General features: G+C 38.3%; 28 protein-coding genes. 23 read left to right on the top strand and 5 right to left on the bottom strand.

The features are described from left to right. The first annotated feature begins 4 nt into the window (after window positions 1–4). From AC2TFD_RS20830 to AC2TFD_RS20820, 3 genes are all read left to right on the top strand, one after another. Window positions 5–826, top strand: coding sequence for a sulfurtransferase (locus AC2TFD_RS20830; protein WP_484676355.1), 822 nt, complete (start codon window positions 5–7; stop codon window positions 824–826). A gap of 44 nt (window positions 827–870) precedes the next feature. Beyond that, window positions 871–1,764 carry a 5'-3' exonuclease gene (locus AC2TFD_RS20825; protein WP_335519591.1) on the top strand — a complete coding sequence of 298 codons (894 nt, stop codon included), beginning with the start codon at window positions 871–873 and terminating at the stop codon, window positions 1,762–1,764. A gap of 104 nt (window positions 1,765–1,868) precedes the next feature. Continuing rightward, window positions 1,869–2,645, top strand: a complete 777-nt coding sequence (locus AC2TFD_RS20820; RefSeq protein WP_484673887.1) for a TatD family hydrolase — start codon at window positions 1,869–1,871, stop codon at window positions 2,643–2,645. A gap of 78 nt (window positions 2,646–2,723) precedes the next feature. Here the strand turns inward: AC2TFD_RS20820 and sspL are convergent, their stop codons facing one another. Beyond that, entirely contained in the window at window positions 2,724–2,861 is a 138-nt protein-coding gene (gene sspL / locus AC2TFD_RS20815) for a small, acid-soluble spore protein L (protein ID WP_306073616.1), read from the bottom strand. 87 nt (window positions 2,862–2,948) lie between these two features. On the opposite strand from sspL, the gene AC2TFD_RS20810 reads away from it, so the two are divergent. Continuing rightward, window positions 2,949–3,455: a divergent PAP2 family protein gene (locus AC2TFD_RS20810; RefSeq protein ID WP_335519582.1), complete on the top strand. Its 507-nt coding sequence runs from the start codon at window positions 2,949–2,951 to the stop codon at window positions 3,453–3,455. Window positions 3,456–3,470: 15 nt separating this feature from the next. Then, entirely contained in the window at window positions 3,471–3,752 is a 282-nt protein-coding gene (locus tag AC2TFD_RS20805) for a DUF6123 family protein (protein ID WP_335519579.1), read from the top strand. A gap of 31 nt (window positions 3,753–3,783) precedes the next feature. On the opposite strand, the gene AC2TFD_RS20800 is transcribed toward AC2TFD_RS20805, so the two are convergent. Further along, window positions 3,784–4,191, bottom strand: a complete 408-nt coding sequence (locus AC2TFD_RS20800) for a reverse transcriptase-like protein (protein WP_335519576.1) — start codon at window positions 4,189–4,191, stop codon at window positions 3,784–3,786. 203 nt (window positions 4,192–4,394) lie between these two features. Here AC2TFD_RS20800 and AC2TFD_RS20795 point away from each other — a divergent pair, with 203 nt between their 5' ends. Together AC2TFD_RS20795 and AC2TFD_RS20790 are read left to right on the top strand one after the other, a co-directional pair. Continuing rightward, the gene (locus AC2TFD_RS20795) at window positions 4,395–5,051 is read left to right on the top strand and encodes a ribonuclease H family protein (protein WP_484673886.1); all 657 of its coding nucleotides are present in this window, start codon (window positions 4,395–4,397) and stop codon (window positions 5,049–5,051) included. 72 nt (window positions 5,052–5,123) lie between these two features. Continuing rightward, on the top strand, window positions 5,124–5,309 hold the full coding sequence (locus AC2TFD_RS20790; protein ID WP_335519570.1) for a zinc-finger domain-containing protein: 186 nt from the start codon (window positions 5,124–5,126) through the stop codon (window positions 5,307–5,309). Between the two features lie 104 nt (window positions 5,310–5,413). Here the strand turns inward: AC2TFD_RS20790 and cspD are convergent, their stop codons facing one another. Beyond that, a complete protein-coding gene (gene cspD, locus AC2TFD_RS20785) occupies window positions 5,414–5,614 on the bottom strand; it encodes a cold-shock protein CspD (RefSeq protein ID WP_026563856.1) in 201 nt (66 codons plus the stop codon). Between the two features lie 275 nt (window positions 5,615–5,889). Here cspD and AC2TFD_RS20780 point away from each other — a divergent pair, with 275 nt between their 5' ends. The 3 genes from AC2TFD_RS20780 to mntR all read left to right on the top strand — a co-directional run bounded on the left by AC2TFD_RS20780 (window position 5,890) and on the right by mntR (window position 8,980). After that, a complete protein-coding gene (locus tag AC2TFD_RS20780; protein WP_484673885.1) occupies window positions 5,890–6,171 on the top strand; it encodes a hypothetical protein in 282 nt (93 codons plus the stop codon). Between the two features lie 129 nt (window positions 6,172–6,300). Further along, entirely contained in the window at window positions 6,301–8,481 is a 2,181-nt protein-coding gene (locus AC2TFD_RS20775) for a DNA topoisomerase III (RefSeq protein ID WP_484676354.1), read from the top strand. Between the two features lie 76 nt (window positions 8,482–8,557). After that, entirely contained in the window at window positions 8,558–8,980 is a 423-nt protein-coding gene (mntR, locus tag AC2TFD_RS20770; protein WP_335519564.1) for a transcriptional regulator MntR, read from the top strand. A gap of 42 nt (window positions 8,981–9,022) precedes the next feature. On the opposite strand, the gene AC2TFD_RS20765 is transcribed toward mntR, so the two are convergent. Further along, window positions 9,023–9,235 (bottom strand): DUF3892 domain-containing protein, encoded by a 213-nt coding sequence (locus tag AC2TFD_RS20765; RefSeq protein ID WP_335519561.1) that lies wholly within the window; start codon window positions 9,233–9,235, stop codon window positions 9,023–9,025. 104 nt (window positions 9,236–9,339) lie between these two features. On the opposite strand from AC2TFD_RS20765, the gene AC2TFD_RS20760 reads away from it, so the two are divergent. Beyond that, window positions 9,340–10,020, top strand: a complete 681-nt coding sequence (locus AC2TFD_RS20760) for a class I SAM-dependent methyltransferase (protein WP_335567236.1) — start codon at window positions 9,340–9,342, stop codon at window positions 10,018–10,020. A 74-nt stretch (window positions 10,021–10,094) separates the two neighbouring features. On the opposite strand, the gene metA is transcribed toward AC2TFD_RS20760, so the two are convergent. Continuing rightward, window positions 10,095–11,003, bottom strand: coding sequence for a homoserine O-acetyltransferase MetA (gene metA, locus AC2TFD_RS20755; protein ID WP_484673884.1), 909 nt, complete (start codon window positions 11,001–11,003; stop codon window positions 10,095–10,097). Window positions 11,004–11,192: 189 nt separating this feature from the next. Here metA and AC2TFD_RS20750 point away from each other — a divergent pair, with 189 nt between their 5' ends. From AC2TFD_RS20750 to AC2TFD_RS20695, 12 genes are all read left to right on the top strand, one after another. Next, window positions 11,193–12,875 carry a formate--tetrahydrofolate ligase gene (locus AC2TFD_RS20750; RefSeq protein ID WP_484676353.1) on the top strand — a complete coding sequence of 561 codons (1,683 nt, stop codon included), beginning with the start codon at window positions 11,193–11,195 and terminating at the stop codon, window positions 12,873–12,875. A gap of 17 nt (window positions 12,876–12,892) precedes the next feature. Next, complete coding sequence (locus AC2TFD_RS20745; RefSeq protein WP_484673883.1) at window positions 12,893–13,423, top strand: hypothetical protein; 531 nt, start codon at window positions 12,893–12,895, stop codon at window positions 13,421–13,423. Window positions 13,424–13,544: 121 nt separating this feature from the next. Further along, on the top strand, window positions 13,545–14,393 hold the full coding sequence (locus AC2TFD_RS20740) for a DegV family protein (protein ID WP_335567233.1): 849 nt from the start codon (window positions 13,545–13,547) through the stop codon (window positions 14,391–14,393). Window positions 14,394–14,471: 78 nt separating this feature from the next. Next, the gene (locus AC2TFD_RS20735; RefSeq protein WP_335512332.1) at window positions 14,472–14,597 is read left to right on the top strand and encodes a hypothetical protein; all 126 of its coding nucleotides are present in this window, start codon (window positions 14,472–14,474) and stop codon (window positions 14,595–14,597) included. Window positions 14,598–14,851: 254 nt separating this feature from the next. After that, entirely contained in the window at window positions 14,852–15,502 is a 651-nt protein-coding gene (locus tag AC2TFD_RS20730) for an HD domain-containing protein (RefSeq protein ID WP_484673882.1), read from the top strand. Next, complete coding sequence (locus tag AC2TFD_RS20725; RefSeq protein ID WP_335567231.1) at window positions 15,499–17,391, top strand: ABC-F family ATP-binding cassette domain-containing protein; 1,893 nt, start codon at window positions 15,499–15,501, stop codon at window positions 17,389–17,391. Before AC2TFD_RS20730 ends, AC2TFD_RS20725 begins: the two co-directional genes overlap by 4 nt. A 230-nt stretch (window positions 17,392–17,621) precedes the next feature. Beyond that, on the top strand, window positions 17,622–18,758 hold the full coding sequence (locus AC2TFD_RS20720; protein WP_484673881.1) for a conserved virulence factor C family protein: 1,137 nt from the start codon (window positions 17,622–17,624) through the stop codon (window positions 18,756–18,758). 61 nt (window positions 18,759–18,819) lie between these two features. Beyond that, a complete protein-coding gene (locus AC2TFD_RS20715) occupies window positions 18,820–19,254 on the top strand; it encodes a BrxA/BrxB family bacilliredoxin (RefSeq protein ID WP_335512336.1) in 435 nt (144 codons plus the stop codon). 51 nt (window positions 19,255–19,305) lie between these two features. Then, complete coding sequence (locus AC2TFD_RS20710; RefSeq protein WP_484673880.1) at window positions 19,306–20,079, top strand: class I SAM-dependent methyltransferase; 774 nt, start codon at window positions 19,306–19,308, stop codon at window positions 20,077–20,079. 129 nt (window positions 20,080–20,208) lie between these two features. Further along, window positions 20,209–20,799, top strand: coding sequence for a YpjP family protein (locus AC2TFD_RS20705; RefSeq protein ID WP_335567228.1), 591 nt, complete (start codon window positions 20,209–20,211; stop codon window positions 20,797–20,799). Between the two features lie 99 nt (window positions 20,800–20,898). Then, entirely contained in the window at window positions 20,899–21,480 is a 582-nt protein-coding gene (locus AC2TFD_RS20700) for a TerD family protein (protein ID WP_335512339.1), read from the top strand. Between the two features lie 166 nt (window positions 21,481–21,646). Beyond that, window positions 21,647–22,417 (top strand): TerC family protein, encoded by a 771-nt coding sequence (locus AC2TFD_RS20695; protein ID WP_335512340.1) that lies wholly within the window; start codon window positions 21,647–21,649, stop codon window positions 22,415–22,417. The last annotated feature ends 18 nt before the right edge of the window (window positions 22,418–22,435 follow it).

Below are 22,435 nucleotides of genomic sequence, written 5' to 3'. Positions count from 1 at the left end.
GGATATTATCATTGACCAAGAATGGCTTCTGAAACATTTACATCAGGAAAATATCAGAATTGTGGATTGTTCATTTTCATTAGCAAATGCAGCAAAAGGCAGACAGGAATATGATAAAAATCATATTCCTGGAGCGATCCATTTTGACCTTGAAAAAGACCTATCTGGTGAGGTGAGTGAGCACGGCGGCAGACATCCATTGCCACCGATCAAAGAGTTCATTGATAAGCTTGAACATGGTGGTATTGATGAAAATGTGACGGTGGTTGTGTATGATCAAGGGGAAGGTGCTTTTGCCGCAAGGTTTTGGTGGATGCTGACATACCTTGGACATGAAAAAGTATTTGTCCTAGACGGAGGATTTAGCGGCTGGAAGGACGGAAACTTTCCCGTGTCGACAGAAGTACCAGTTTTTGAGAAAACTGCCTTTATGACAAAACTAAATCACGAAGTATTCGCAAGCATGGAGGATGTCAGAGCCGTGGCGGGGGCAGTAGACTCTCAAACGATTCTTATAGATTCAAGGGAAGAAAGACGCTATTTGGGATTAGAGGAACCGATTGATAAAAAAGCCGGGCGAATCCCTGGGGCGATAAACAAGCCGTGGTTTGAGGGTCTAAATGCGGGCTATTATAAACCTGCAGATGTGCAAAGAGAACGTTTTAATGACATTAGTCCAGATAAACAAATTATCGTCTACTGTGGATCTGGCGTGACAGCACTACCAAATTTTCTTGCATTAAAAGCAGCCGGGTTTGAAAAGGTAAAACTTTACTTGGGAAGTTTTAGCGACTGGATTTCCTATCGAGAAAATGAAATAGATTAAGTTTTTATGCTATAATAGTTTTTTAATCGATAGGGGGTCAAACATTGGAAAATCAAAAACCTTCACTTATGCTAGTTGATGGCATGGCGCTTTTATTTCGTGCTTTTTATGCTACGGCTGTTTCAGGCCAGTTTATGATAAATTCAAAAGGAATTCCAACCAATGGAATTCATGGTTTTATAAAACATTTATTTACTGCAGTATCTTCATTTAATCCGTCGCACGTAGCTGTTTGTTGGGATATGGGAAGTAAAACATTTCGGACTGAATTGTATAATGCCTATAAAGGGAACCGTGGTGAAGCACCTATAGAATTAATACCACAATTTGATTTAGTAAAAGAAGTAGTTGCCTCTTTTGATATCCCGAATATTGGATTAGCAGGCTATGAAGCCGATGATTGCATCGGAACCATTGCCTATCAAGCAAGGGAGCATGCAAATGTCTCAATTCTAACGGGTGACCAGGATATTCTTCAGCTTCTCGATGAAAGTATTTCAGTCATTTTATTGAAAAAGGGATATGGCAATTACCAAGTTCATACACCTGATACATTCTTTGAAGAAAAAGGGATTACACCTCGACAAATGATCGATCTAAAGGCTTTAATGGGAGATACTAGTGATAATTATCCTGGAGTCAAGGGGATTGGTGAGAAAACCGCTCTTAAGCTCCTAAAGGAATTTGAGCATGTTGAGGGGATTATCTCGAATCTCGATCGTCTTTCAAAATCTCACAAAACGAAAATTGAGCAGGATTTAGAAATGCTCCATTTATCACGCATCCTTGCGGAAATCAAGTGTGATGTACCTGTAACATGCACTCTTGAAGAGGCAGGTCTTAAGATTGAAAAAGAAAAAGCATTAAATAAATTAATGGAACTAGAGCTCCGCGGCTTGCAGCGTTTGCTGCCGCTCGAGGCATCGTTTGTTTCCTGAAAATTCGAGGCTGCCCCAACACAGGGCAGCCTTCTTATAATCTCCTATTTAATGACGGGGCATTTCTATTGAAGGATACATAAAAAACTTAGGAAGTGACAAGGATGGAGAAGCTAATAGACGCACATATTCATTTAGATCAATATGATGACATTGAAATTGCCGCGCTAGCTGAGAAGAACGAAACTATTGAAGCACTGGTTTCAGTTTCGATGAATCTGGATTCATGTAAAAGGAATCTAGTTTTATCGGAACGATTTCCTATGGTAAAACCAGCATATGGTTTTCATCCAGAGCAGCTTCTACCACCAGAAAAAGAACTTGGTGAACTAATAAACTGGATAAGAGTTAACAAGGACAAAATGATTGCTGTGGGAGAAGTAGGTCTGCCGTTTTTTATGAGGGAAGAAAATAAAGTCACAAAAAAAGATTATGGCCGCTATATTGAATTGCTTGAAATATTTGTGAATCTAGCGAAAAGATGGGATAAGCCAATCTCTCTTCATGCGGTCTATTCTGATGCCCCAGTTGTTTGTGATCTTCTCGAAAAGCATTCCGTTTCTAAGGCCCATTTTCACTGGTTTAAAGGGGATCAGCGGACAACAGAGAGAATGTTGGCAAACGGATACTTTGTTTCAGTTACTCCGGAGATTGCCATGGGAGAACCTGAAAACGTCACTTTAGTACGAAATTATCCGATTAAACAAATTATGGTTGAAACAGATGGTCCATGGCCCTTTGAAGGTCCATTTTCTGGGAAAAGAACCCACCCCTTTATGATGGAGGAGTCGCTTAAAACAATAGCGGAGATCAAAGGTATGGATATTCAGAATATATATACGCAAATTCGAAACAATACGAAAAGATTCTTTAATATATAGATCGCGGTCCAAAAGTGGTTAAATGTTTAAATCCCTAAAGCCCAAGGCTGTCCCAAAGAAGGACAGCCTTTTTCCATATTATTTGGTATTGCTTTTCTTCGCTGCATTTTCCAATTTACTCTTTGGATCTTCTGTCATTTCCGCATCTTGTCCATAGCCCTGTGGATTAACTCCTGGTGCCTTAACACCGCGATTTCTTGAACCATTTTTACTCACCGCTGTTCACCTCCCATTTTTTTAGTATTTCCACGTGAGAATAATAAAACTCAACTTTCTAAACAATAAAGATAAGAGGTGATAAAAATGAACAAAGGTGTTTATTTAGCCCTTTTTAGCATTGGCTTAGCACAGGGCATGAAAATTCCGATTCATTATTATAAAAAGAAAGAATGGCGACCAGACCTCTTTTTCCAAACGGGTGGAATGCCAAGCTCCCATTCTGCAGGAGTGTCAACACTCACTACTTATATTGCGTTACAGCGTGGTTTACCAACTTTTGATTTTGCCCTTTCATTGGTGTATGGGTTAATTGTCATGTATGACGCACAGGGAATCCGGCGTCAAACGGGTGAACTCACTTTAAAGGTAAATTCCATGCATGATTTAATGGAAAAAGTGGACAAAGAAGAAAGCGTTGAATTTAAACAAGAAGCTCCAAAAAAGTTAAAAGAAATGTTAGGACATCAGCCCGAAGAAGTAATTGGCGGAGCGCTTCTTGGTGCTTTGGTTGGAGTAGTTGGGCATAAATGTTCAGAAAAGAGTAGAAAATTGTCGAAATTTAGGTTAAAATCTGATAGTAGATGGTTTTAAATTGCTTGGAGAGGGATGGAGAAGCCAGTGCGGACAGTTGATGAGTATTTGCATTACTTGGAAGGAAAAGGTTTTCACTTTCATGAGGAGGCAATCGGGTTTATCTATTTTGGGAAACACTATACGGATGCTTCTGATGAATTAATAAATTCCGCAATAGAGATTACATTAAAGGCCCAGAAAAGCTTTGATGGCAGCTTTTATGTATCGTTATTAGAAACCCTTGTTTCGAGCAAAATACAAACAAGAAATGCGGCTTTAAAGTTCGTAAGAGAAAGAGAACTAGTCGCAATATAAACAAAATCCTCCTTAAATGGGAGGATTTTGTTTATTCGCTCGTGTTTGTATTTTTTCGAATGGCAGCCCTCGCCAATTCATCAGCTGTTTTATTTTCAATGCTGGGAATCCATTTCATAAAAAATAAATCAAACTGATTGGCTAAATCTAATGCTTTTTCTAAAAGTGGAGCATACAATTTATTTTTGACAAATTCTTTCTCGACTGCTTTATTGACTAATTCAGAGTCCGTGCGAAAGGATAGCACTGTATGAGTATAGCCTTTTTCTAAGCAAATCTCTAATGCTTTTATAAAAGCATGATATTCTGCCTCATGATTTGACATGATACCCAGCGGAATGGCGTATTTTTCTGCAGTCCCATTCCCTTTTATAAATATTCCAGCACCACTAGGTCCAGGGTTACCGGCACTGGCACCGTCAATATATACTTCAATCAAAAGCCGACCCTCCAGTTTCGTATTACATGAAAGTTTATCATAATTTAACACAAAACGTAGGAATATAATTTTCCTATTTCAACTTTGTTGAAGTGGGTATGCTAAGAATAGAAATTTTAACATATGGTAAGAAAGTGAAATCATTATCTTTTCAATTAGAAATGGGTTTCAAGTCAGAAATTTTTCAGGAAAGGTTGATAATCATGAAATATAGACTTGAGTGGAATTATAAAACAGGTGGAAATGAAAAAATTCAATTTACCTCTGATTGGATATCAACTGAATTGGCTATACAAGCTGGTGAAGAGCTTGAAAAGCTGGGGAAAGCTAGTGATATCTATTTTTATGATGAAGTGGGTACATCTTGGATTTTAAAAGAATTGAAAAAGCTCGTGACTGAGATTGAAGACGATCCTCATGAAGTTACCGTTTATTTTGATGGTGGTTTTCAAAAAGAAACCAACTCTGCAGGTCTGGGTGTTGTTATCTTTTTTAAACAAGGAAAAAAGAAATACCGTATCAGGGCTAACGAAAGGTTCGATGAAATGGAAACAAATAATGAAGCAGAGTATGCAGCCTTTTATTATGCCTTAACGATATTAGAGGAATTAGGTGTGCACCATTTGCCTTGTGAATTCAAAGGCGACTCACAGGTTGTACTGAAACAACTCGAAGGTGAGTGGCCGTGTTACGAAGATGTCCTTAATGGATGGCTTGACAGGATTGAGGAAAAAATCAAAGCACTCTCACTCACACCAAAGTATTCGCCCATTCCAAGAAATGATAATAAAGAAGCCGATAAATTAGCAACACAAGCGTTGGAGGGGAAGGAAATTTTCGCAAAAACGCAAATCATTTAGGATCTCCTCTAACCTTGTTGCTTTATAGAACAAAATTTGAAGTCATTATTAAGAAACGGGGTGCCAAAACTCGTGAAACATTCTGATAGAAAAGAACTGTTTAATCATGTTGAATCCCTATTAGGTCAATACTGTAACGGCTGTTTTGTACATAAACACTTTAAACAAGAAGGCGGCAGAAGGACAGCACATCGCTTTTGTATTTCGGAGTGTACAGTAGGGGAAAAGCTGCAGGAATATGGAAAAAAACTAATTTAAATGCAGTTTCTTGACTAAAGAATAGTTCCTCACGGGTTTATCCTCCCCGTTGGTTAATAAGAAAAAAGGCTGACACTACGTCAGCCTTTGTTTGTTATAATAGATTAAAGTTTTACCACGTTAGCAGCTTGTGGTCCACGGTTTCCTTCAACGATTTCGAAAGAAACTTCTTGGCCTTCTTCTAAAGATTTGAAGCCTTCGCCAGTAATCGCGCTGAAGTGTACGAATACATCGTCTCCACCTTCAACTTCGATAAATCCGAAACCTTTTTCATTGTTGAACCATTTTACTTTACCGTTTTGCATCTACTATTTCCTCCTAAGCCTTTCAGGACACCTTATTAAAGTGCCAAAGATAAATATTATCATGTACAAAAAAAGGTAGCATAATGCCATTCAAATAATGATACATGACACTTAAAATATACATGAATATTATTGGGCAGTCAAGGAATGAAAGTGCTTTTTTATCCATAAATCTTACTTCGGAGAAAATATTCTGAATAAATAAAATCCTATCCTAACATATATTTTTTTCAGCCTCATATTCTTATAAAAAAGGTATTAAAGGGTGAGGTGTAATGTACCGATTTTCGATTGAGGGTGAGGAATGGATTTTAAGATTCTCGCCGCAAGTCTTCATTGAAAACGAAGAAAAACAAGTAGTTTTGATGTCATTGCTTCAAATCAGAAATGATTTATCCTCTTATTCACATGGTGATGCCTTTCTCATGTTTACAAAGAAAATAGGTGCAATCGTTTTTGATGTTGAAAGAATCCCATCATTTATTTTGACAGTATCGAATATCATTCCAGAAGAAAATTGGTATATGCAGGATACAAATCTAAAACGAATACAATAAGCTGATAAAGTTTCGGAAATCTTTAACAATTGGCATCCTTAATCTAAGGTGCCAATTTTTTATTCTTTACGAAAGGTAATGGAAGTGGGAAAATGAATGCTGGATGCTTTATCAAAAGGAGCAATCATGATGAAATTAATTATTGCGGAAAAGCCAGATCAAGGTTCAACACTGGCTTCTATTTTTAAAAATAAAAAACAAAACGGTTTTATTGAAATCTTTCCAAATGAGACGTTTCCAAATGGAGCGTATGTGACTTGGGCCATTGGACATTTATGCCAGTTGGTGAACCCCGAGGCTTATGAGCCAGGATGGAAGAAATGGTCGTTGGAGAATCTGCCAATGATTCCTGCTCAGTTCCAATATGAAGTAACAAAGGATAAGGTAAAACAATTTTCTGTTATCCAAAAGCTTGTAAATAATCCTGCAGTAACGGAAATCATTCATGCAGGTGATGCTGGGCGTGAGGGTGAATTAATTATCCGTAATATTCTTCGAATTACAGGCTGTAAAAAGCCCATGAAACGACTATGGATTTCGTCTTTAACCCCTAATTCAATTCGTGAAGGTTTTAATAAATTATTAGCAGAAGATCACACTAGAAATCTATATTATGAAGCATACACTCGTGCCTGTGCTGATTGGGTAGTGGGAATGAATGCCTCTAGACTCTATAGTTTACTATTGCAAAAACAGGGATTTTCTGATGTTTTTTCGGTTGGCAGGGTCCAGACTCCCACTTTAGCGCTTATTGTTAAGAGAGAATTGGAAATTGAGAATTTTAAATCTGAACCATTCTGGGAAGTCATCGCACATTTTAATATCGAAGGGAAAAAATATAGCGGCAAGTGGCAGAATGATGGGGAAACACGGGTGAAAACAAAAGAATTGGCAGAGAAGATTGCGGCTTTCTGTCGCGAAAAACCAGCAGAGGTATCAGAGGTTCAATCCGAAAGAAAAGAGTTTTTCCCGCCATTACTTTATAATCTCTCCGCACTTCAAGCGGAAGCGAATAAACGATATAAATTTTCGCCAAAGAAGACGCTTGATGTACTGCAAAAGCTTTACCAGAAGGGCAATGTATCTTATCCCCGGTCTGATTCAAGATATGTAACGAAAGAAGAAGCCAATGCCTTTCCGGAAATTTTAAATAAAATAAGTCATATCAATGGTTACGATAAATTTTTTCCGCTGCCTATTGACTCCCTTGTTGATAACAAACGATATGTAAACGAAAAAAAGGTTACAGACCACTATGCCATCATTCCTACTGAACAGATTCCTAATTTTGAAAGACTAGATGCAGATGAAAAGAAACTTTACGACCTTATTGCAGCAAGTTTAATAGCAGCACATTATCCAAAAGCTATAGCAGAATATACTACGGTAACAACTTTAGTTGATGGACGAGCTGTTTTTCAATCAAAAGGGAAGGTTCAAATTGAAGAAGGTTGGAGGAAGGTAATCAATCAAAAGGAAAAAGAGGATGAACCTGCACTGCCTCTATTATCAAAAGGGGAACAGGGCAGTACGACAAAGGTGGATGTAAAAGAGAGCCAGACACAGCCGCCAAAACGCTATACTGAAGGTCAGTTAATCACATTAATGAAAACTGCCGGAAAGCATATTGATGACAAGGAAATGGAGAAAATATTATCCAAAACGGAAGGCTTGGGTACGGAGGCGACAAGAGCCGGAATTATTACCATGCTGAAAGATAGAAAATATATTGATGTAACCAAAAACTTAGTTTATGCAACGGCAAAAGCAAGAATATTGATAGAGGCAATTGGCCAGGAACTCCTTGCTTCCCCAGAAATGACCGCAAAATGGGAACAGAAATTAAGGGAAATTTCAGAAGGCGCTGCTTCTCCTAAGTCCTTCATGGAACAGACTAATAAAATGGTCTATCATCTCATTTCTTCAGGCGTTGGACATTCTGCTAATTGGACATTTTCAGACGATATTCGTGAAAATTTCACACCAGGCAAGAAGATGGGGAAATCGAGAGCTAGTACAAAATTGGGTCCTTGTAAAAAATGTGATGGTTCAATCGTGGATAAAGGGAGCTTTTACGGATGTTCTAACTATCAGAAAAACCAATGCAATTTTACGATATCTAAAAAGATACTCGGGAAAAACATTACCCAAAAGAATATTAAACTTCTTCTAACGGAAGGAAAAACAGAGTTGATAGAAGGTTTTACAAATAAAGATAAAATCTTTAATGCAAGGCTTTATCTTGATGAACAGGAGAAAAAGGTGAAATTCCTCTTTGAGAACCAAAAGGAACATAGCCAAAAAGTGTAACATTGTAATAATTCAACTTGTCACTAATTTTTTTCTATAGTAAACTTTTAAGAGAGTAATTTTTTGGAGGTACGGGATGCCAACACCTAGTATGGAAGATTATATCGAACAAATATATATGTTAATTGAAGAAAAAGGGTATGCCCGAGTATCAGATATTGCCGAGGCGCTGTCTGTTCATCCCTCCTCAGTAACAAAAATGGTACAAAAGTTAGATAAGGATGAATACTTAGTTTATGAAAAATATAGAGGTTTTAGCTTAACCACAAAAGGTAATAAAATCGGCAAACGTCTTGTTTTTAGACACGATCTACTTGAACAATTCCTAAAAATCATCGGTGTAAAAGATGAAAATATATATAAGGACGTCGAAGGAATCGAGCACCACTTAAGCTGGGATTCCATTGAACGAATCGTTGACCTTGTTCAATTTTTTCAAGAAGATGAATCAAGAATAGAAGCATTAAAAGAGGTTCAAAAACAAAATGAAGCTGAATAAGGAAAGCACCTGGCCTATCACCAGGTGCTTTCCTTTATCTTTTTAAAATAAATCAGGAAAATGATCAAAAGATGTTTCCTGCTCCGGGCTAAGCATTACTTTACCATCATGATTCTCGTATGCCTGAACACCTTTTATAATGCCGTCTGCTGCTTCTACTAATGCTTTTTGATATGAAATGACTCGACCTCCGGATGTGACAAAACTGATAATCTCTCCAAAATGGTTCCGATGCAATCCAACTACTGTTTCCACAAAGCTTTCCCCCTTTGCTCGATATTCTTTCTAATTTGCAATATAAATAAACGTAAAGGAATTCAAATTTAACAACGAATAATAAATAAAAAGGAGGCTTTTCTATGAACAATTTTATATGGGTAGATGAAGCAGCAAAACAATGGGATGAGCAGGCTGATAAATGGCATTCTAACAGCAAAGAAATGTGGGAGACCGGCAGTCGAAAAGACATTATTCCTTTTTTAATCAAGCACTTACAACCGGAGTCGTCACTTTGTGACCTAGGCTGTGGTGATGGTTATGCTTCCTATAAGTTAGCTGCAAATGGCTATCACGTTACTGGAGTCGATCTCTCTGAACAAATGCTTGATAAGGCAAATGAGAGAGCAAAAGACACGACAGCAAAATTCCTTAAAGCAGATATTTCAAGGGTGCCGGTAGAATCAAACTCTTTCGATGCCAGCATGGCAATCAATTCTCTTGAATGGACAGAGAATCCATTAGCAGTATTGCATGAAATGAAACGTATTGTTAAAAAAGATGGTTTGATTTGCATTGCGATTTTAGGACCGACCGCTATGCCGCGGATAAATAGCTATAGACGGCTGTATGGGGAAAAAGTAATTTGTAATACGATGATGCCATGGGAGCTAGGGAAATTGGCAGAAGAAAGTGGCTTAATCAAAATGGATGAAATTGGAGTTTACAAAAGGGGAGCTGACAAGCTGCCTTTAGAAAATCTATCATTAGATTTAAAGCAGGCATTGACCTTTATGTGGGTCTTCATGTTTCAAAATAAATAACGGAAGTGCAAAGGGCACTTCCGCTTTTCTTACTTTCCTGCTTTAACTTCTTGAAATAGGCTCTTTCGATTCTTTCAATCCCAATGAAAAGGTGTTTCTTGATACACATAATAGTTTAGCCAGTTCGAGAAAAACAAGTGTCCATGGGAACGCCAGCGATTGATTGGGGGTTGTGTTGGATCATTATTGGGAAAATAATTTTCCGGCAAATGAATTTCCAGTCCCCTGCTAATATCCCGATTATATTCCTGGGCTAAGGAATCAGATTCGTATTCCAAATGTCCAGTAATCATCACATGTTTTCTGTCCCGAGAGGCAATAAGCAATGCTCCTGCTTCTTCTGATGCGGCTAACAGTTTAAGTTCAGGGTTTTCATGAATTTCACCAATCGATACATCTGTATAGCGAGAATGGGGAGCATAAAACTGATCATCAAATCCGCGTAAGAGAAAATCATTATGCTCAAAAATTTGGTGCTCATAAATTCCTGAACATTTACGAGATAATTCAAATTTATCAATACCATAATGATAAAAAAGTGCAGCCTGTGCTCCCCAGCAAATATGCAAAGTAGAGGTAACATTGGTTTTGGTCCAATCCATGATTTCCTTAAGTTCTTCCCAGTATTTTACCTGTTCAAATTCCATTAATTCGACAGGTGCTCCAGTAATAATCATTCCATCAAATTTTTGATTTTTGACCTCCAGGAAGGTGGTATAAAATTGTTCGAGGTGCTGTTTACTGGTGTGCGTAGATTCATAGGAATCTGTTTTTAAAAATTTAACATTTAATTGCAGCGGGCTGTTCCCCAAAAGCCTTAATAGCTGAGTTTCTGCCTTTTCTTTGTCCGGCATTAAATTGAGGATAAGTATATTTAACGGCCGAATATCTTGTTGAATTGCCCTTTCATCGTCCATGATAAAAATATTTTCATTTTCAAGGATTTCTCGTGCTGGCAGCAACTTTGGAATGTTAATAGGCATGGTGCACTCCCCCTTTGTTTCTAATCTTGTTAAGTATATTTTTAAAATTCGGTCATTAACATTATAAACATTATCTTTAGTTCAGAAAAGAATAATTTCTTGTGAAAAATATTACACGAAAATAATCCGTGGTTTGATACAATAAAAGAGGTTACTAATTCTATGTGAATCGGGGGATCATTTTTGCAAATGAAAACATCATATAAGTCAGACATTGAAATTGCACAAGAATCAACCATGAAGCCGATTGTTGAAATTGCTAAAACAATAGGTTTATCAGAGGACGACCTCGAGCTTTTTGGGAAATATAAAGCAAAAATTTCGTATGAGGCGCTAACGAATATAGAAACAAATAAAGATGGAAAAATAATTCTCGTTACTTCCATCAATCCTACGCCTGCTGGTGAAGGAAAATCAACCGTTACAGTCGGTCTTGGTGATGCCCTTCAACGCATTGGTAAAAAGGCAATGATTGCTATGCGTGAGCCTTCATTAGGTCCGACAATGGGTATTAAAGGCGGGGCAACCGGAGGCGGCTATTCACAGGTATTGCCGATGGAAGACATTAATTTACATTTTACGGGTGACTTGCATGCGATTACTACAGCAAATAACGCTCTAGCAGCTTTGTTAGATAATCATATACAACAAGGCAATGAGCTTAAGATCGATCAACGCCGAATTGTTTGGAAACGAGCGGTGGATTTAAATGATCGTGCCTTAAGGAAAGTCATAATCGGGTTGGGCGGTCCACTTCAAGGAGTCCCGCGTGAAGATGGCTTTGATATTACAGTAGCATCAGAAATTATGGCAGTATTGTGCTTAGCTGCGGATTTAAAGGATTTGAAAGTACGATTAGCCAGAATGGTCGTTGCCTATAATGACAAAAAGGAACCTGTAACTGTTGGTGACCTTGAAGTGGAAGGTTCATTAACTTTGTTGCTAAAAGATGCAGTCAAGCCAAATCTCGTTCAAACGATTGAACATACTCCTGCGCTCGTGCATGGCGGTCCTTTCGCGAATATTGCCCATGGCTGTAATAGTGTAATTGCGACTCGTGCCGCAGCAAAACTTGCTGATTATGTCATTACAGAAGGCGGTTTTGGTGCGGATCTAGGTGCAGAAAAGTTTTTACATATCAAAGCAAGAAGTGCTGGTATAAAACCTGAAGCAGTAGTGATTGTTGCCACCATTAGGGCATTAAAAATGCATGGCGGGGTAGCAAAATCCGAGTTATCCAAGGAAAACATTGCTTCTTTAACGTTGGGATTTGCTAATTTGCAAAAACATATTGAGACCATCAGAAGCTTTGGGCTGCCAGTGGTCGTCGCGATTAACAAATTTATAAGTGATACTGACTTAGAAGTAGAAACTTTATTGGATTGGTGTAAACGGGAGGCTGTTCCTGTTGCCTTAACAGAAGTATGGGAAAAAGGCGGTGCCGGCGGGGTTGACCTTGCTAAGACGCTTTTAGAGGTAATAGAGAAAGAAGAAAATAACTTCCGTCACCTTTATGATTTATCCGATTCGCTTGAACAAAAAGTGAGGACCATTGTTCAAAAGGTTTATGGCGGTAAAGATGTTGAATTCTCGTCAAAAGCGAAGAAACAGCTGGAGGACTTTGAAAAGTTTGGATGGTCCAATTTAGCGATTTGTATGGCGAAATCTCAATATTCCTTGTCAGATGACCCAACGAAACTAGGCAGGCCTACTAACTTTACCGTGAATGTCAGGGAGTTTAAGCCATCGATAGGAGCAGGTTTTATTGTTGCCCTAACCGGAGATGTCATGACCATGCCGGGTCTTCCAAAAAAACCAGCAGCATTAAATATGGATGTAGATGAGAATGGGAAGGCCCTAGGATTGTTTTAAAGATAGAGGTGTAAACAATGTTTGATCCAACGGCTTTCGATAATATGAAAGTGGTCATAGAGGGAGCACTTTATGATTTAGACCTTGAAGGTAAAATAGCCGTCATTGACCGGAATGATTTTGTGAATACAGCCAAAATGTCACGAAGTTTTGAGTTGTACTTTACATTACCAGACTCACACGTAACTGCATTAATCGAAATTAGGTCAGAATTAATGAATTTAGCAGCAGAATTATTAACGGATTTCAATTTTCGAAAAGAGCCGGGCTGTTACATCAAATTACAGTTTCTCCATCAAGGGATTACCAATAAGGTACACTTGAAAAATATACTCAGCATTCTCATTGATATATGGGGTGATACAAGAAAAATTAGTCAATCCATTACGATTAATCATTCTGAATCAACGACCCATAATGTGAATAGCATTGTGTTAGACAGACTCGTAAGGGAAGACCAAATGGAGGATATGGTTGAGTTAATTGATACCATGGTGATCACGGTAGAGCAGTTGCAATCATACCTTGGTTCAATCACTTTAGCATGAATAGAGGGAAAAACCAGCTTTTTAGTTAGCTGGTTTTTTGCTATTTACAAGAAAACATTTTCAAGGTACGATGATTTTAACTAGATATTAGGACCTCATACCAATTAAAGGGGAGATTACATTGGTTAAAACGGCATGGGTTACGGACAGTACCGCTTTTTTAGATGAAGAATTAAAAAATCATCCTGATTTGTATACAATTCCAATTACTATGTTATTGGATGGGGAGGAATTCATTGACGGAGTTGATTTTACAGCAGCACAGCTTTTTGCGAGATTAAAAGAGTTAAAAACCCCACCCAAAACTTCTCAGCCATCGATAGGAGCGTTCCAAGAGTTATATGAAAAACTTTCAAAAGATTATGACCAAATTGCAGCTGTTCTTTTATCAGGAAAACTAAGCGGGACAGTTTCCTCGAGTGAGCAGGCAGCAAAACTTGTGGACATTCCAGTAAAAACCTTTGATTCCCATATATTAACCGCTCCAATGACGGCTTTATTAAAAAGAGGCATGGAGCTTGTCGAGGCTGGTAATAGCCTTGAGAGTGTCATGGAGCAATTAGAATCATTAAAAACTACCAATGAGACATATGTTTTAATTGGAAGTTTAGAGCAGCTTCATCGCAGCGGCAGGATGACTGGTTTACAATTTTTCCTAGGCAGTATGCTGAACGTGAAGCCAATCATTTCAATTGAAAATGGTGCGCTCAATACAAAGGAAAAAGTAAGAAGTGATAAGAAAGCAAAAGAAAAAATTCTTGATTACTTTACATCTTCCTACGAACAGAATAAATTTAAAGAAGTATATATTTTATATGGTTTACACCTCGAACAAGCAAATGAATGGAAGGCGGAAATAGAGCGGCAATATCCTGAACTAAAGGTTATATGCTGTCCATTGGGTGCGGTCATTGGTGTTCATGCCGGTGAAAACACACTTGGAATTAGCTGGCATAATGGACTGAAATAACTCTCTCTCTTTGTGAGCATACTAAAATGGCAGTTCATTTTAGATGAGGGGGTAATCATCATAAGTAAGAATCGAAACATGACACGTGAATTTACCGAAAAACAAGATCAAAAAAATGATGTTGAACTAAGCGGCGAGTATACAATCGGTAATACAAAATCACAAAGTCAGAAAAAAAGCGGCCGTCAAGCAAACAAAAAGTAACTCCGAATTCTTCGGGGTTATTTTTTATGATGGCTCTTTTCTTAAACTATGTTACTTTTTGGAAAAAATTTTATGATTGTGCTAAGTTTTCGCAGAAAATAAAGTAAATTTAAGAAGAAAAGAGCCTGTAAACTAAATTCTAAAGCGCAAAATAGCTTTTTCTACGTTAAAATCGGCTTTAAGATTTTAACAACAATATTTACGACAACAGCCTTTATGATAAAATAGCTAGGATGAAGGAAGGTGTTTCTTAGATGAACGAACAAATCATAGAGCAAACCATTACGTTTGTCCGGAATGAGCTTGGTGAAGATGCAACGGGGCATGATTGGTTTCATGTGGACCGCGTCAGACGGACAGCATTACATATTGCAAAACATGAACAAAAAGGGGATCCCTTTATTATTGAAATGGCAGCACTGCTGCACGATATTCCTGACGAAAAGCTCAATAAAAGTCCTGAAGCGGGAAAAAACAAACTGGATTCATTTTTTCAAACGATATCATTGCAAGAAGAGATACAAAACTCGATTATTCAAATTATCGAAAGTATTTCCTATAAAGGCGGAATAAAAACTGAGTTGGAAACAATCGAGGCAAAAATCGTTCAGGATGCGGATCGGTTAGATGCTATTGGGGCAATTGGAATAGCTAGAACATTTGCTTATGGCGGGAAAAAAGGACAGCCTATTTACGATCCAAGCCTTACGGTTCGGGAAGAAATGAGTTTAGAGGAATACCGCAAAGGCAAATCAACAAGCATTCACCATTTTTATGAAAAATTATTAAAATTGAAAGATTTATTGAATACTGAAGCAGCAAAAGAAATGGCAGAAAGCCGTCATCAGATGATGGTGTTATTTTTGGATCAATTTTATCTAGAATGGGATGGTCATGATCGATGAAAATGCTCACGGTAGAAAATGTTACGAAAACCTATGGGGAAAAACAGCTATTTAACAATATATCCATTACGATCGGTGAAAAAGAGCGAGTCGGTTTAATTGGAATCAATGGGACCGGAAAATCCTCATTACTAAAAATTATCGCAGGCTTAGATCAGCCGGATGAAGGTAAAATTATAACCAGCAAGGATTATTCGATTGCTTTCTTAGATCAGCAGCCAGAATTAGATTCAGCTAAAAGTGTTCTGGAGCAGGTTTTTCACGGCGAAGCACCCATTCTAAGGTTAATGCGTGAATATGAAAGAACACTATTGGTATTGGACTCTTCACCCAATGATACAAAGGTACAAGAAGATCTTTTCCGATTACAAAAACAGATGGATGCTTTAAATGCTTGGGATGCAAGTACAAATGCAAAATCGATATTAATGAAACTTGGAATTGAAGATTTTACTAAGAGAATCGGTGAATTATCTGGTGGACAAAAGAAACGTGTAGCCCTTGCTCAAGTGCTCATTGCTGAACCTGATTTACTTATCTTGGATGAACCTACGAACCACTTAGACTTTGACTCTGTGAAGTGGTTAGAGGATTACTTAAGCCGGTATAGTGGTTCTATCCTCCTGGTCACGCATGACCGTTACTTTTTAGACCGTGTTGCCAACCGAATGTTTGAATTAGATGGTGGTAATCTTTATAGCTACAAAGGAAATTATGCGGCATTTTTAGAAGCGAAAGCCATCCGTGAGGAAAATGAGGCTGCAACCTTTGAAAAAAGGCAGAACCTTTTTAGACGAGAGCTTGAATGGATGAGACGCGGTGCTAAAGCACGAACAACCAAGCAAAAGGCAAGGATTCAACGTTTTGATGAACTGGAGGATAAGCTTTCAGGAGGCAAACCAACCGGTGACAAAGTAGATATCTCCTTAAATGGCAGCAGACTTGGAAAACAGGTTTTTGAACTTAAGGATGCCTCGAAATGTTATGGAGAAAAGACAATCTTAAACCATTTTAATTTACTTGTGAAACCTGGTGACCGACTCGGCATTATTGGCAAAAATGGAGCCGGTAAGTCAACATTATTAAATGTTTTAGCCAAAAAACTTCCTCTTGATGAGGGCGAATTCATCATGGGGCAAACCGTAAAAATCGCTTATTATACCCAGGAAAGCGAAGACATGGATGAGAATAAGCGAATGATTGAGTACATTAAAGAAACTGCTGAAGTGGTAGAAACGTCAGATGGAAAAACTTTATCAGCAGCACTTATGCTTGAACGCTTTCTTTTTCCGCCATTTTCTCATGGTACGCCAATCCGTAAATTATCCGGCGGAGAGAAGCGGCGTTTATATTTGTTGAAGCTGTTAATGACCGCTCCTAACGTCCTGCTGCTCGATGAGCCGACAAATGACCTTGATACACAGACGTTGACCGTTTTAGAAGATTACCTAGAGGAATTCCCAGGTGTTGTTATAACTGTATCTCATGACCGCTACTTCCTAGATAAAGTAGTCGACCAGCTTCTTGTATTGCGCGGTGAGGGTAATATTGATTCATTCTTTGGGAATTACAGCGAATATTTAGAGAAAGAATCAGCCTCTGAAGCGCCGAAGAAGATGGAGACGCCTACAGCTCCGAGTTCAAAAGCTCCTGAAAAGGAAAAAAAGAAAAGAATGACTTTTAAGGAGAAAAAAGAGTGGGAAGAAATTGACGATGTCATCGCCAAAACAGAACAACGGCTTGAAGAAGTAGCCAATGAAATGGGGCAAACAGGCAGTGATTTCACAAAAGCGCAAGAATTAATGAAACTAGAAGCAGAATTAAACGGAAAGCTCGAGTATTTGATTGAAAGATGGGAATATCTTGCTGAAATTGCAGAAGGCGAGTAAAAAAGTGCGTCCTACGACGTGCTTTTTTTGTGTTCTTGGGAACTTAAAAAGGTATATCTGCGTATATTCAGATATATCTGCGATAAATGATTTTTATCTGCGTTAAATCGAATATTTCTGTGTAAATTGAAATATATCTGCGTTGCACCTTCAACAAGCCCATATTCTAGAATGAACTATCACTTATATGGTAAACTTGTTAAGAATAACTAAAGAATTAGGTGATCTTCTTGAAAATAAAGGCAATCGAACCAACCCCTAGTCCCAATACAATGAAAATAATCTTAGATCAAGAGCTTCCAATGGGGAAAAGTCATAATTATAAAAAGGAAACATCTGCTGAAGCACCTGCTGTTATCCAAGGAATTCTCCAAATAGAGGGGATCAAAGGTGTTTACCACGTTGCGGATTTCCTTGCTGTTGAAAGAAATGCAAAATTTGATTGGGGCTCTTTATTACCTCAAGTCCGCCTAGCGTTTGGTGAAACAGCAGAACCATCTGATTCAGCCAATATGAAAGTAGATGAACACTTTGGGGAAATCAAAGTGGAAGTCCAAATGTTTAAGGATATTCCGCTTCAAGTAAAACTGACAGATGGGACAACTGAAAAAAGGTTCGGAATGCCGGAAACCTTTTTAAAGGCTAGAGAACGTGCCCAGCTTCCTGACGAGAATTATATTTTGCTCCGCAGATGGGATCAACAAGGTGTGAGATACGGTGATTTCGATCAAATTGGACAGGAAGTAGTCGAAGAACTAATTGCTGCTTATCCACCAGAGCGACTTGAAAACCTCGTATCCAAAGCACAAACAACGGATTCTCCTGCGAAACAAAAGCCAGAACGAGAACGTAAAAAAGTTACGTTGGAATCTTTAGACAATCCGGACTGGCAAATCCGTTACCAGCTACTTGAACAAATGGATGATCCTGAGGTAGGGGATTTACCCGTTTTAGAAAAAGCGTTAACCGATGAGAAGCCATCGATTCGTAGATTGGCTGTTGTCTACCTTGGGATGATTGAAGATCCAGCCGTATTACCATATTTATATAAAGCCTTAAAAGATAAAACCGTTACCGTTCGCAGGACCGCTGGAGATTGTTTATCCGATCTTGGCTTCCCTGAAGCTAGTGATGAAATGATCAATGCACTACAAGATCCAAGTAAACTGGTTCGTTGGCGGGCAGCGATGTTTTTGTATGAAGTGGGGGATGAAACCTCATTACCAGCTTTAAAGGCAGCTGAAAATGACCCGGAATTTGAGGTTAGCCTGCAAATAAAGATGGCAATTGAAAGAATTGAAGGCGGCGAGGCTGCTAAGGGTTCTGTCTGGAAGCAGATGACGGAAGCTCGAAAGGCAGAAAGTTAATAGAATTGCATATAATAAATTAGAATAGTACACTGCAAATATAGAAAGTGAGGTTTTTATTATGTCAATGGCATATGAAGAGTATATGAAACAAATGGTATTACCAATGCGTGAAGAGCTAACTAGAACAGGATTCCAAGAACTCACAACACCCGAAGAAGTGGAAAACTATATGGAAAACGCGAGTGGAACCACGCTAGTAGTTGTAAACTCTGTTTGTGGATGTGCTGCTGGACTTGCACGTCCTGCAGCAACACAAGCGGTATTAACAAGTGAGAAAAAACCGGATCACCTCGTAACGGTCTTTGCTGGGCAGGATAAAGAAGCAACTGCAAAAATGCGCGAGTATTTCGATGGAATTGAGCCATCCTCACCGTCTATGGCATTGTTAAATGGCAATAAGGTGGTTCATTTCATTCCTCGTCATGATATTGAAGGAATGCCAATGGAAGCCATTATGGATAATTTAAAGGCTGCATTTGAAGCCAATTGCTAATTGCGAAAAGGGATGTCTTAGGACGTCCTTTTTTTTGGAGGATATATGGTCATGTTTGTGACAACAGCTGGAAGAACCAATCAACAGATGATTGAAATAGCAATGGAGACTGCAAGTAAATTAGGTGTTCCGTATATTCCTAGAAAAAAGAAATCAATTGAACTGCTGCAAAAGGAAACAACCAGCGACTGTATTGTAGTCGGAAAAGAAAGACTTGAATTATTCCACATGGCCTCAGCTTACCCCTTCTTCTTTCATCCGAATTCAGCGATGTTTCGCATCAAACGATTGATAAATGGTGAACATGACCCATTTTCGGAAGCAGCCCAATTAACAAAGGGGATGAGCTTTCTAGATTGTACCCTTGGCCTTGCTTCTGATTCAATCGTGGCTAGCTATTTGGTTGGCAACTCGGGGATGGTGACAGGCACCGAGGGTCAAAAGTATCTAGCTTTTATCGTGAAGGAAGGTCTGAAATCATGGGATTCCGAATATCCGGTCATGAATGAGGCAATGGCAAGAATCCAAGTGATACATAGCAGGGCTTTAGATTACTTAAAAATATTACCCGAGCATTCTGTTGATTGTGTCTATTTTGATCCGATGTTTGATGAGTCTATTCTCGAATCCGATGGAATTAAGGCTTTAGGTCAACTTGCACTCTACGAGGATCTCACAAAGGAAATGATAGATGAAGCTTTGAGAGTGGCTAAACATAGAGTTTTGCTAAAGGACCACTATAAAAGTCAGCGTTTTGAACGATATGGATTCCAGGTATACCGTCGAAAGACAGCTAAATTTCACTTCGGGGTACTTGAGAAATAAGAATTTTTCTACCATTTTTTAAGAATTGATTTTTCCATTTTATCTAGAAAAGAAGTATAATAAGTGGTAGGAATTAAAAATATCGGAAAAATCAGATGAATTCTTCCAGGTACAAAGGGGAAAATATAAATGAATAAATGGATTCGTAAATCGGCTGTCGTACTGATTTCGATTTTAACCTTTGGTTTAATTACACCCACACAATTAATAAATAGCGTAAATGCTGAGAAACCTACTGAGAGAGACACCATTGAAGCAGCGCCGTTAAGTCGTTTTGAGCAGCAAACCAGCCTTTATGAAAACTCAGAAGCAGACAAAGAAAGATTTATTGAAGAGCTTTTGAAACAGGCAGAAGAGCAATCTTATCAAAAATTCGGCACAAGAATTAAGCCTGTGATTGAAAATGAGTTTCGAGAAATCATCTTGCCAAATATTGAAAAAGCGTTACATGAAACAGCAGCTCAGTTCCCAACGGAGGATTTATTAAACTTAACAATCACTGAGTCTCCTGGTAAAGGACAATCCGAGAAGATTTTTAATATCAAGAACAATGGTACCAATAGTGATATCCTTCGTTTTCATGTGAGGAGGGATAATCCGCCGCAAGCAGGACACTGGTTTAACTTTCATTATCATACATACCATGACGGTTTTCAAAGTCACCATGAACTTGGCTCTATTTATTGGGATAAAAATACACCACCGAAATGGATGAGTTAATGATTTGCATCACCAGTAAAAAAAGTTTTATTATATTTATGAAACTTTTTTAAAAGAAACTCGTAAATAGACTATTACCTAAAATGGAGGAATGAAAAAATGGCAATTAGTTTATCAAAAGGTCAAAAAGTAGATTTAACGAAATCAAATCCTGGGCTAACAAATGTGGTTGTAGGATTAGGCTGGGATACTAATAAGTATGATGGCGGTAATGATTTTGACTTAGATTCATCCGTATTCTTATTAGGAGAAAACGGAAAAGTTACAAATGAAACAGATTTTGTTTTCTACAATAATCCAAAAGGTGCAAATGGCGCGGTTGTACATAATGGGGATAATCGTACTGGTGAAGGTGATGGAGATGACGAGACCGTAAGCATCAACTTAACAACGATTCCTGCTAGTATTCAACGTGTTACGTTTACTATTACAATTCACGATGCAGCAGCTAGAAACCAAAACTTCGGTCAAGTATCCAATGCCTATGCTCGTATTTTCAATGAAGCAAATGGCGAAGAACTAATCCGTTATGATTTAGGAGAAGATTTCTCTATCGAAACAGCTGTTGTTGTAGGTGAATTATACCGTCATAATGGTGAATGGAAGTTTAGTGCAATTGGCAGCGGCTACCAAGGCGGCCTAGCAGCATTAGCTACTGATTTTGGTTTACAGGTAGGATAAAAAAATACAGGGGAAACTTCCTATAATTTTATTAACATGGTACCGAGAGACCCAGCCTCACTGGGTCTCTTTTAGAGAAAAGAACTGCAGTCATGAACTATATTTTTAGAAATATCTGACATCAGTGCCTAGGCACGAATGCTTTACTACTGGGAGGAATTTTTTAATGTCGATTTTGCAAGGAATTTTTGATACGTACGCCCAATTTTTCAACTGGGAAATGTGGGGACAGGTTCTTACCGATCCAGTTTCATGGGGATTAATTGGAACCCTGGTTATTCTTGAAGGATTACTATCAGCCGATAATGCACTTGTATTGGCGGTAATGGTAAAGCACTTACCACCTGAACAACGTAAAAAAGCACTCTTTTATGGTTTATTAGGCGCTTATGTTTTCCGTTTTATTGCCATCGGTGTAGGGGTATTCTTAATTAAGCTTTGGTGGGTAAAGATTTTAGGTGCAGCATATCTTGCTTGGTTATCGATTAAGTATTTCCTTGATAAACGTAAAGCAGCACAAAACGAAGAAGAAGAAGCACATGGTATGAATCAAAGTGGGCTGCTAATCCGTCTGTTTGGTACCTTCTGGGGAACAGTTATTGCGGTAGAAATAATGGATATTGCATTTTCTGTTGACAGTGTCCTTGCAGCTTTTGGTGTTAGTGAACAGATTTGGGTATTATTAGTCGGCGGTATGCTCGGAGTCCTTATGATGCGGGGTATTGCTGGAGTATTCTTGAAGTTAATTGACCGTATTCCTGAGCTCGAAACATCAGCATATATCTTAATCCTATTGATTGCAGCAAAAATGTTCGTTGCCGTTTTCGATATTCACGTTCCACACTCAGCATTCTTTATCATTATCTTATTAACATTCGCAGCTACTTTTGTTGTTCATTATATGAACAAAAAGAAACAAGTTGGCAAAGAATCATAATTATTAAAGTACGACATA

It is taken from the genome of Neobacillus sp. plas4 (assembly GCF_057221695.1).
Note: the sequence above shows the minus strand (reverse complement) of the source record. Positions and strands in the feature narration are given on the sequence as shown.

Bases quoted from the DNA above. Each gene is read 5' to 3' on its own strand.
- AC2TFD_RS20820 (WP_484673887.1), top strand. From the start codon at position 1,869: ATGGAGAAGCTAATAGACGCACATATTCATTTAGATCAATATGATGAC.
- AC2TFD_RS20810 (WP_335519582.1), top strand. From the start codon at position 2,949: ATGAACAAAGGTGTTTATTTAGCCCTTTTTAGCATTGGCTTAGCACAG.
- AC2TFD_RS20805 (WP_335519579.1), top strand. From the start codon at position 3,471: ATGGAGAAGCCAGTGCGGACAGTTGATGAGTATTTGCATTACTTGGAA.
- AC2TFD_RS20795 (WP_484673886.1), top strand. From the start codon at position 4,395: ATGAAATATAGACTTGAGTGGAATTATAAAACAGGTGGAAATGAAAAA.
- cspD (WP_026563856.1), bottom strand. From the start codon at position 5,614: ATGCAAAACGGTAAAGTAAAATGGTTCAACAATGAAAAAGGTTTCGGA.
- AC2TFD_RS20780 (WP_484673885.1), top strand. From the start codon at position 5,890: ATGTACCGATTTTCGATTGAGGGTGAGGAATGGATTTTAAGATTCTCG.
- AC2TFD_RS20775 (WP_484676354.1), top strand. From the start codon at position 6,301: ATGAAATTAATTATTGCGGAAAAGCCAGATCAAGGTTCAACACTGGCT.
- mntR (WP_335519564.1), top strand. From the start codon at position 8,558: ATGCCAACACCTAGTATGGAAGATTATATCGAACAAATATATATGTTA.
- AC2TFD_RS20760 (WP_335567236.1), top strand. From the start codon at position 9,340: ATGAACAATTTTATATGGGTAGATGAAGCAGCAAAACAATGGGATGAG.
- metA (WP_484673884.1), bottom strand. From the start codon at position 11,003: ATGCCTATTAACATTCCAAAGTTGCTGCCAGCACGAGAAATCCTTGAA.
- AC2TFD_RS20750 (WP_484676353.1), top strand. From the start codon at position 11,193: ATGAAAACATCATATAAGTCAGACATTGAAATTGCACAAGAATCAACC.
- AC2TFD_RS20745 (WP_484673883.1), top strand. From the start codon at position 12,893: ATGTTTGATCCAACGGCTTTCGATAATATGAAAGTGGTCATAGAGGGA.
- AC2TFD_RS20735 (WP_335512332.1), top strand. From the start codon at position 14,472: ATGACACGTGAATTTACCGAAAAACAAGATCAAAAAAATGATGTTGAA.
- AC2TFD_RS20730 (WP_484673882.1), top strand. From the start codon at position 14,852: ATGAACGAACAAATCATAGAGCAAACCATTACGTTTGTCCGGAATGAG.
- AC2TFD_RS20725 (WP_335567231.1), top strand. From the start codon at position 15,499: ATGAAAATGCTCACGGTAGAAAATGTTACGAAAACCTATGGGGAAAAA.
- AC2TFD_RS20715 (WP_335512336.1), top strand. From the start codon at position 18,820: ATGTCAATGGCATATGAAGAGTATATGAAACAAATGGTATTACCAATG.
- AC2TFD_RS20710 (WP_484673880.1), top strand. From the start codon at position 19,306: ATGTTTGTGACAACAGCTGGAAGAACCAATCAACAGATGATTGAAATA.
- AC2TFD_RS20705 (WP_335567228.1), top strand. From the start codon at position 20,209: ATGAATAAATGGATTCGTAAATCGGCTGTCGTACTGATTTCGATTTTA.
- AC2TFD_RS20700 (WP_335512339.1), top strand. From the start codon at position 20,899: ATGGCAATTAGTTTATCAAAAGGTCAAAAAGTAGATTTAACGAAATCA.
- AC2TFD_RS20695 (WP_335512340.1), top strand. From the start codon at position 21,647: ATGTCGATTTTGCAAGGAATTTTTGATACGTACGCCCAATTTTTCAAC.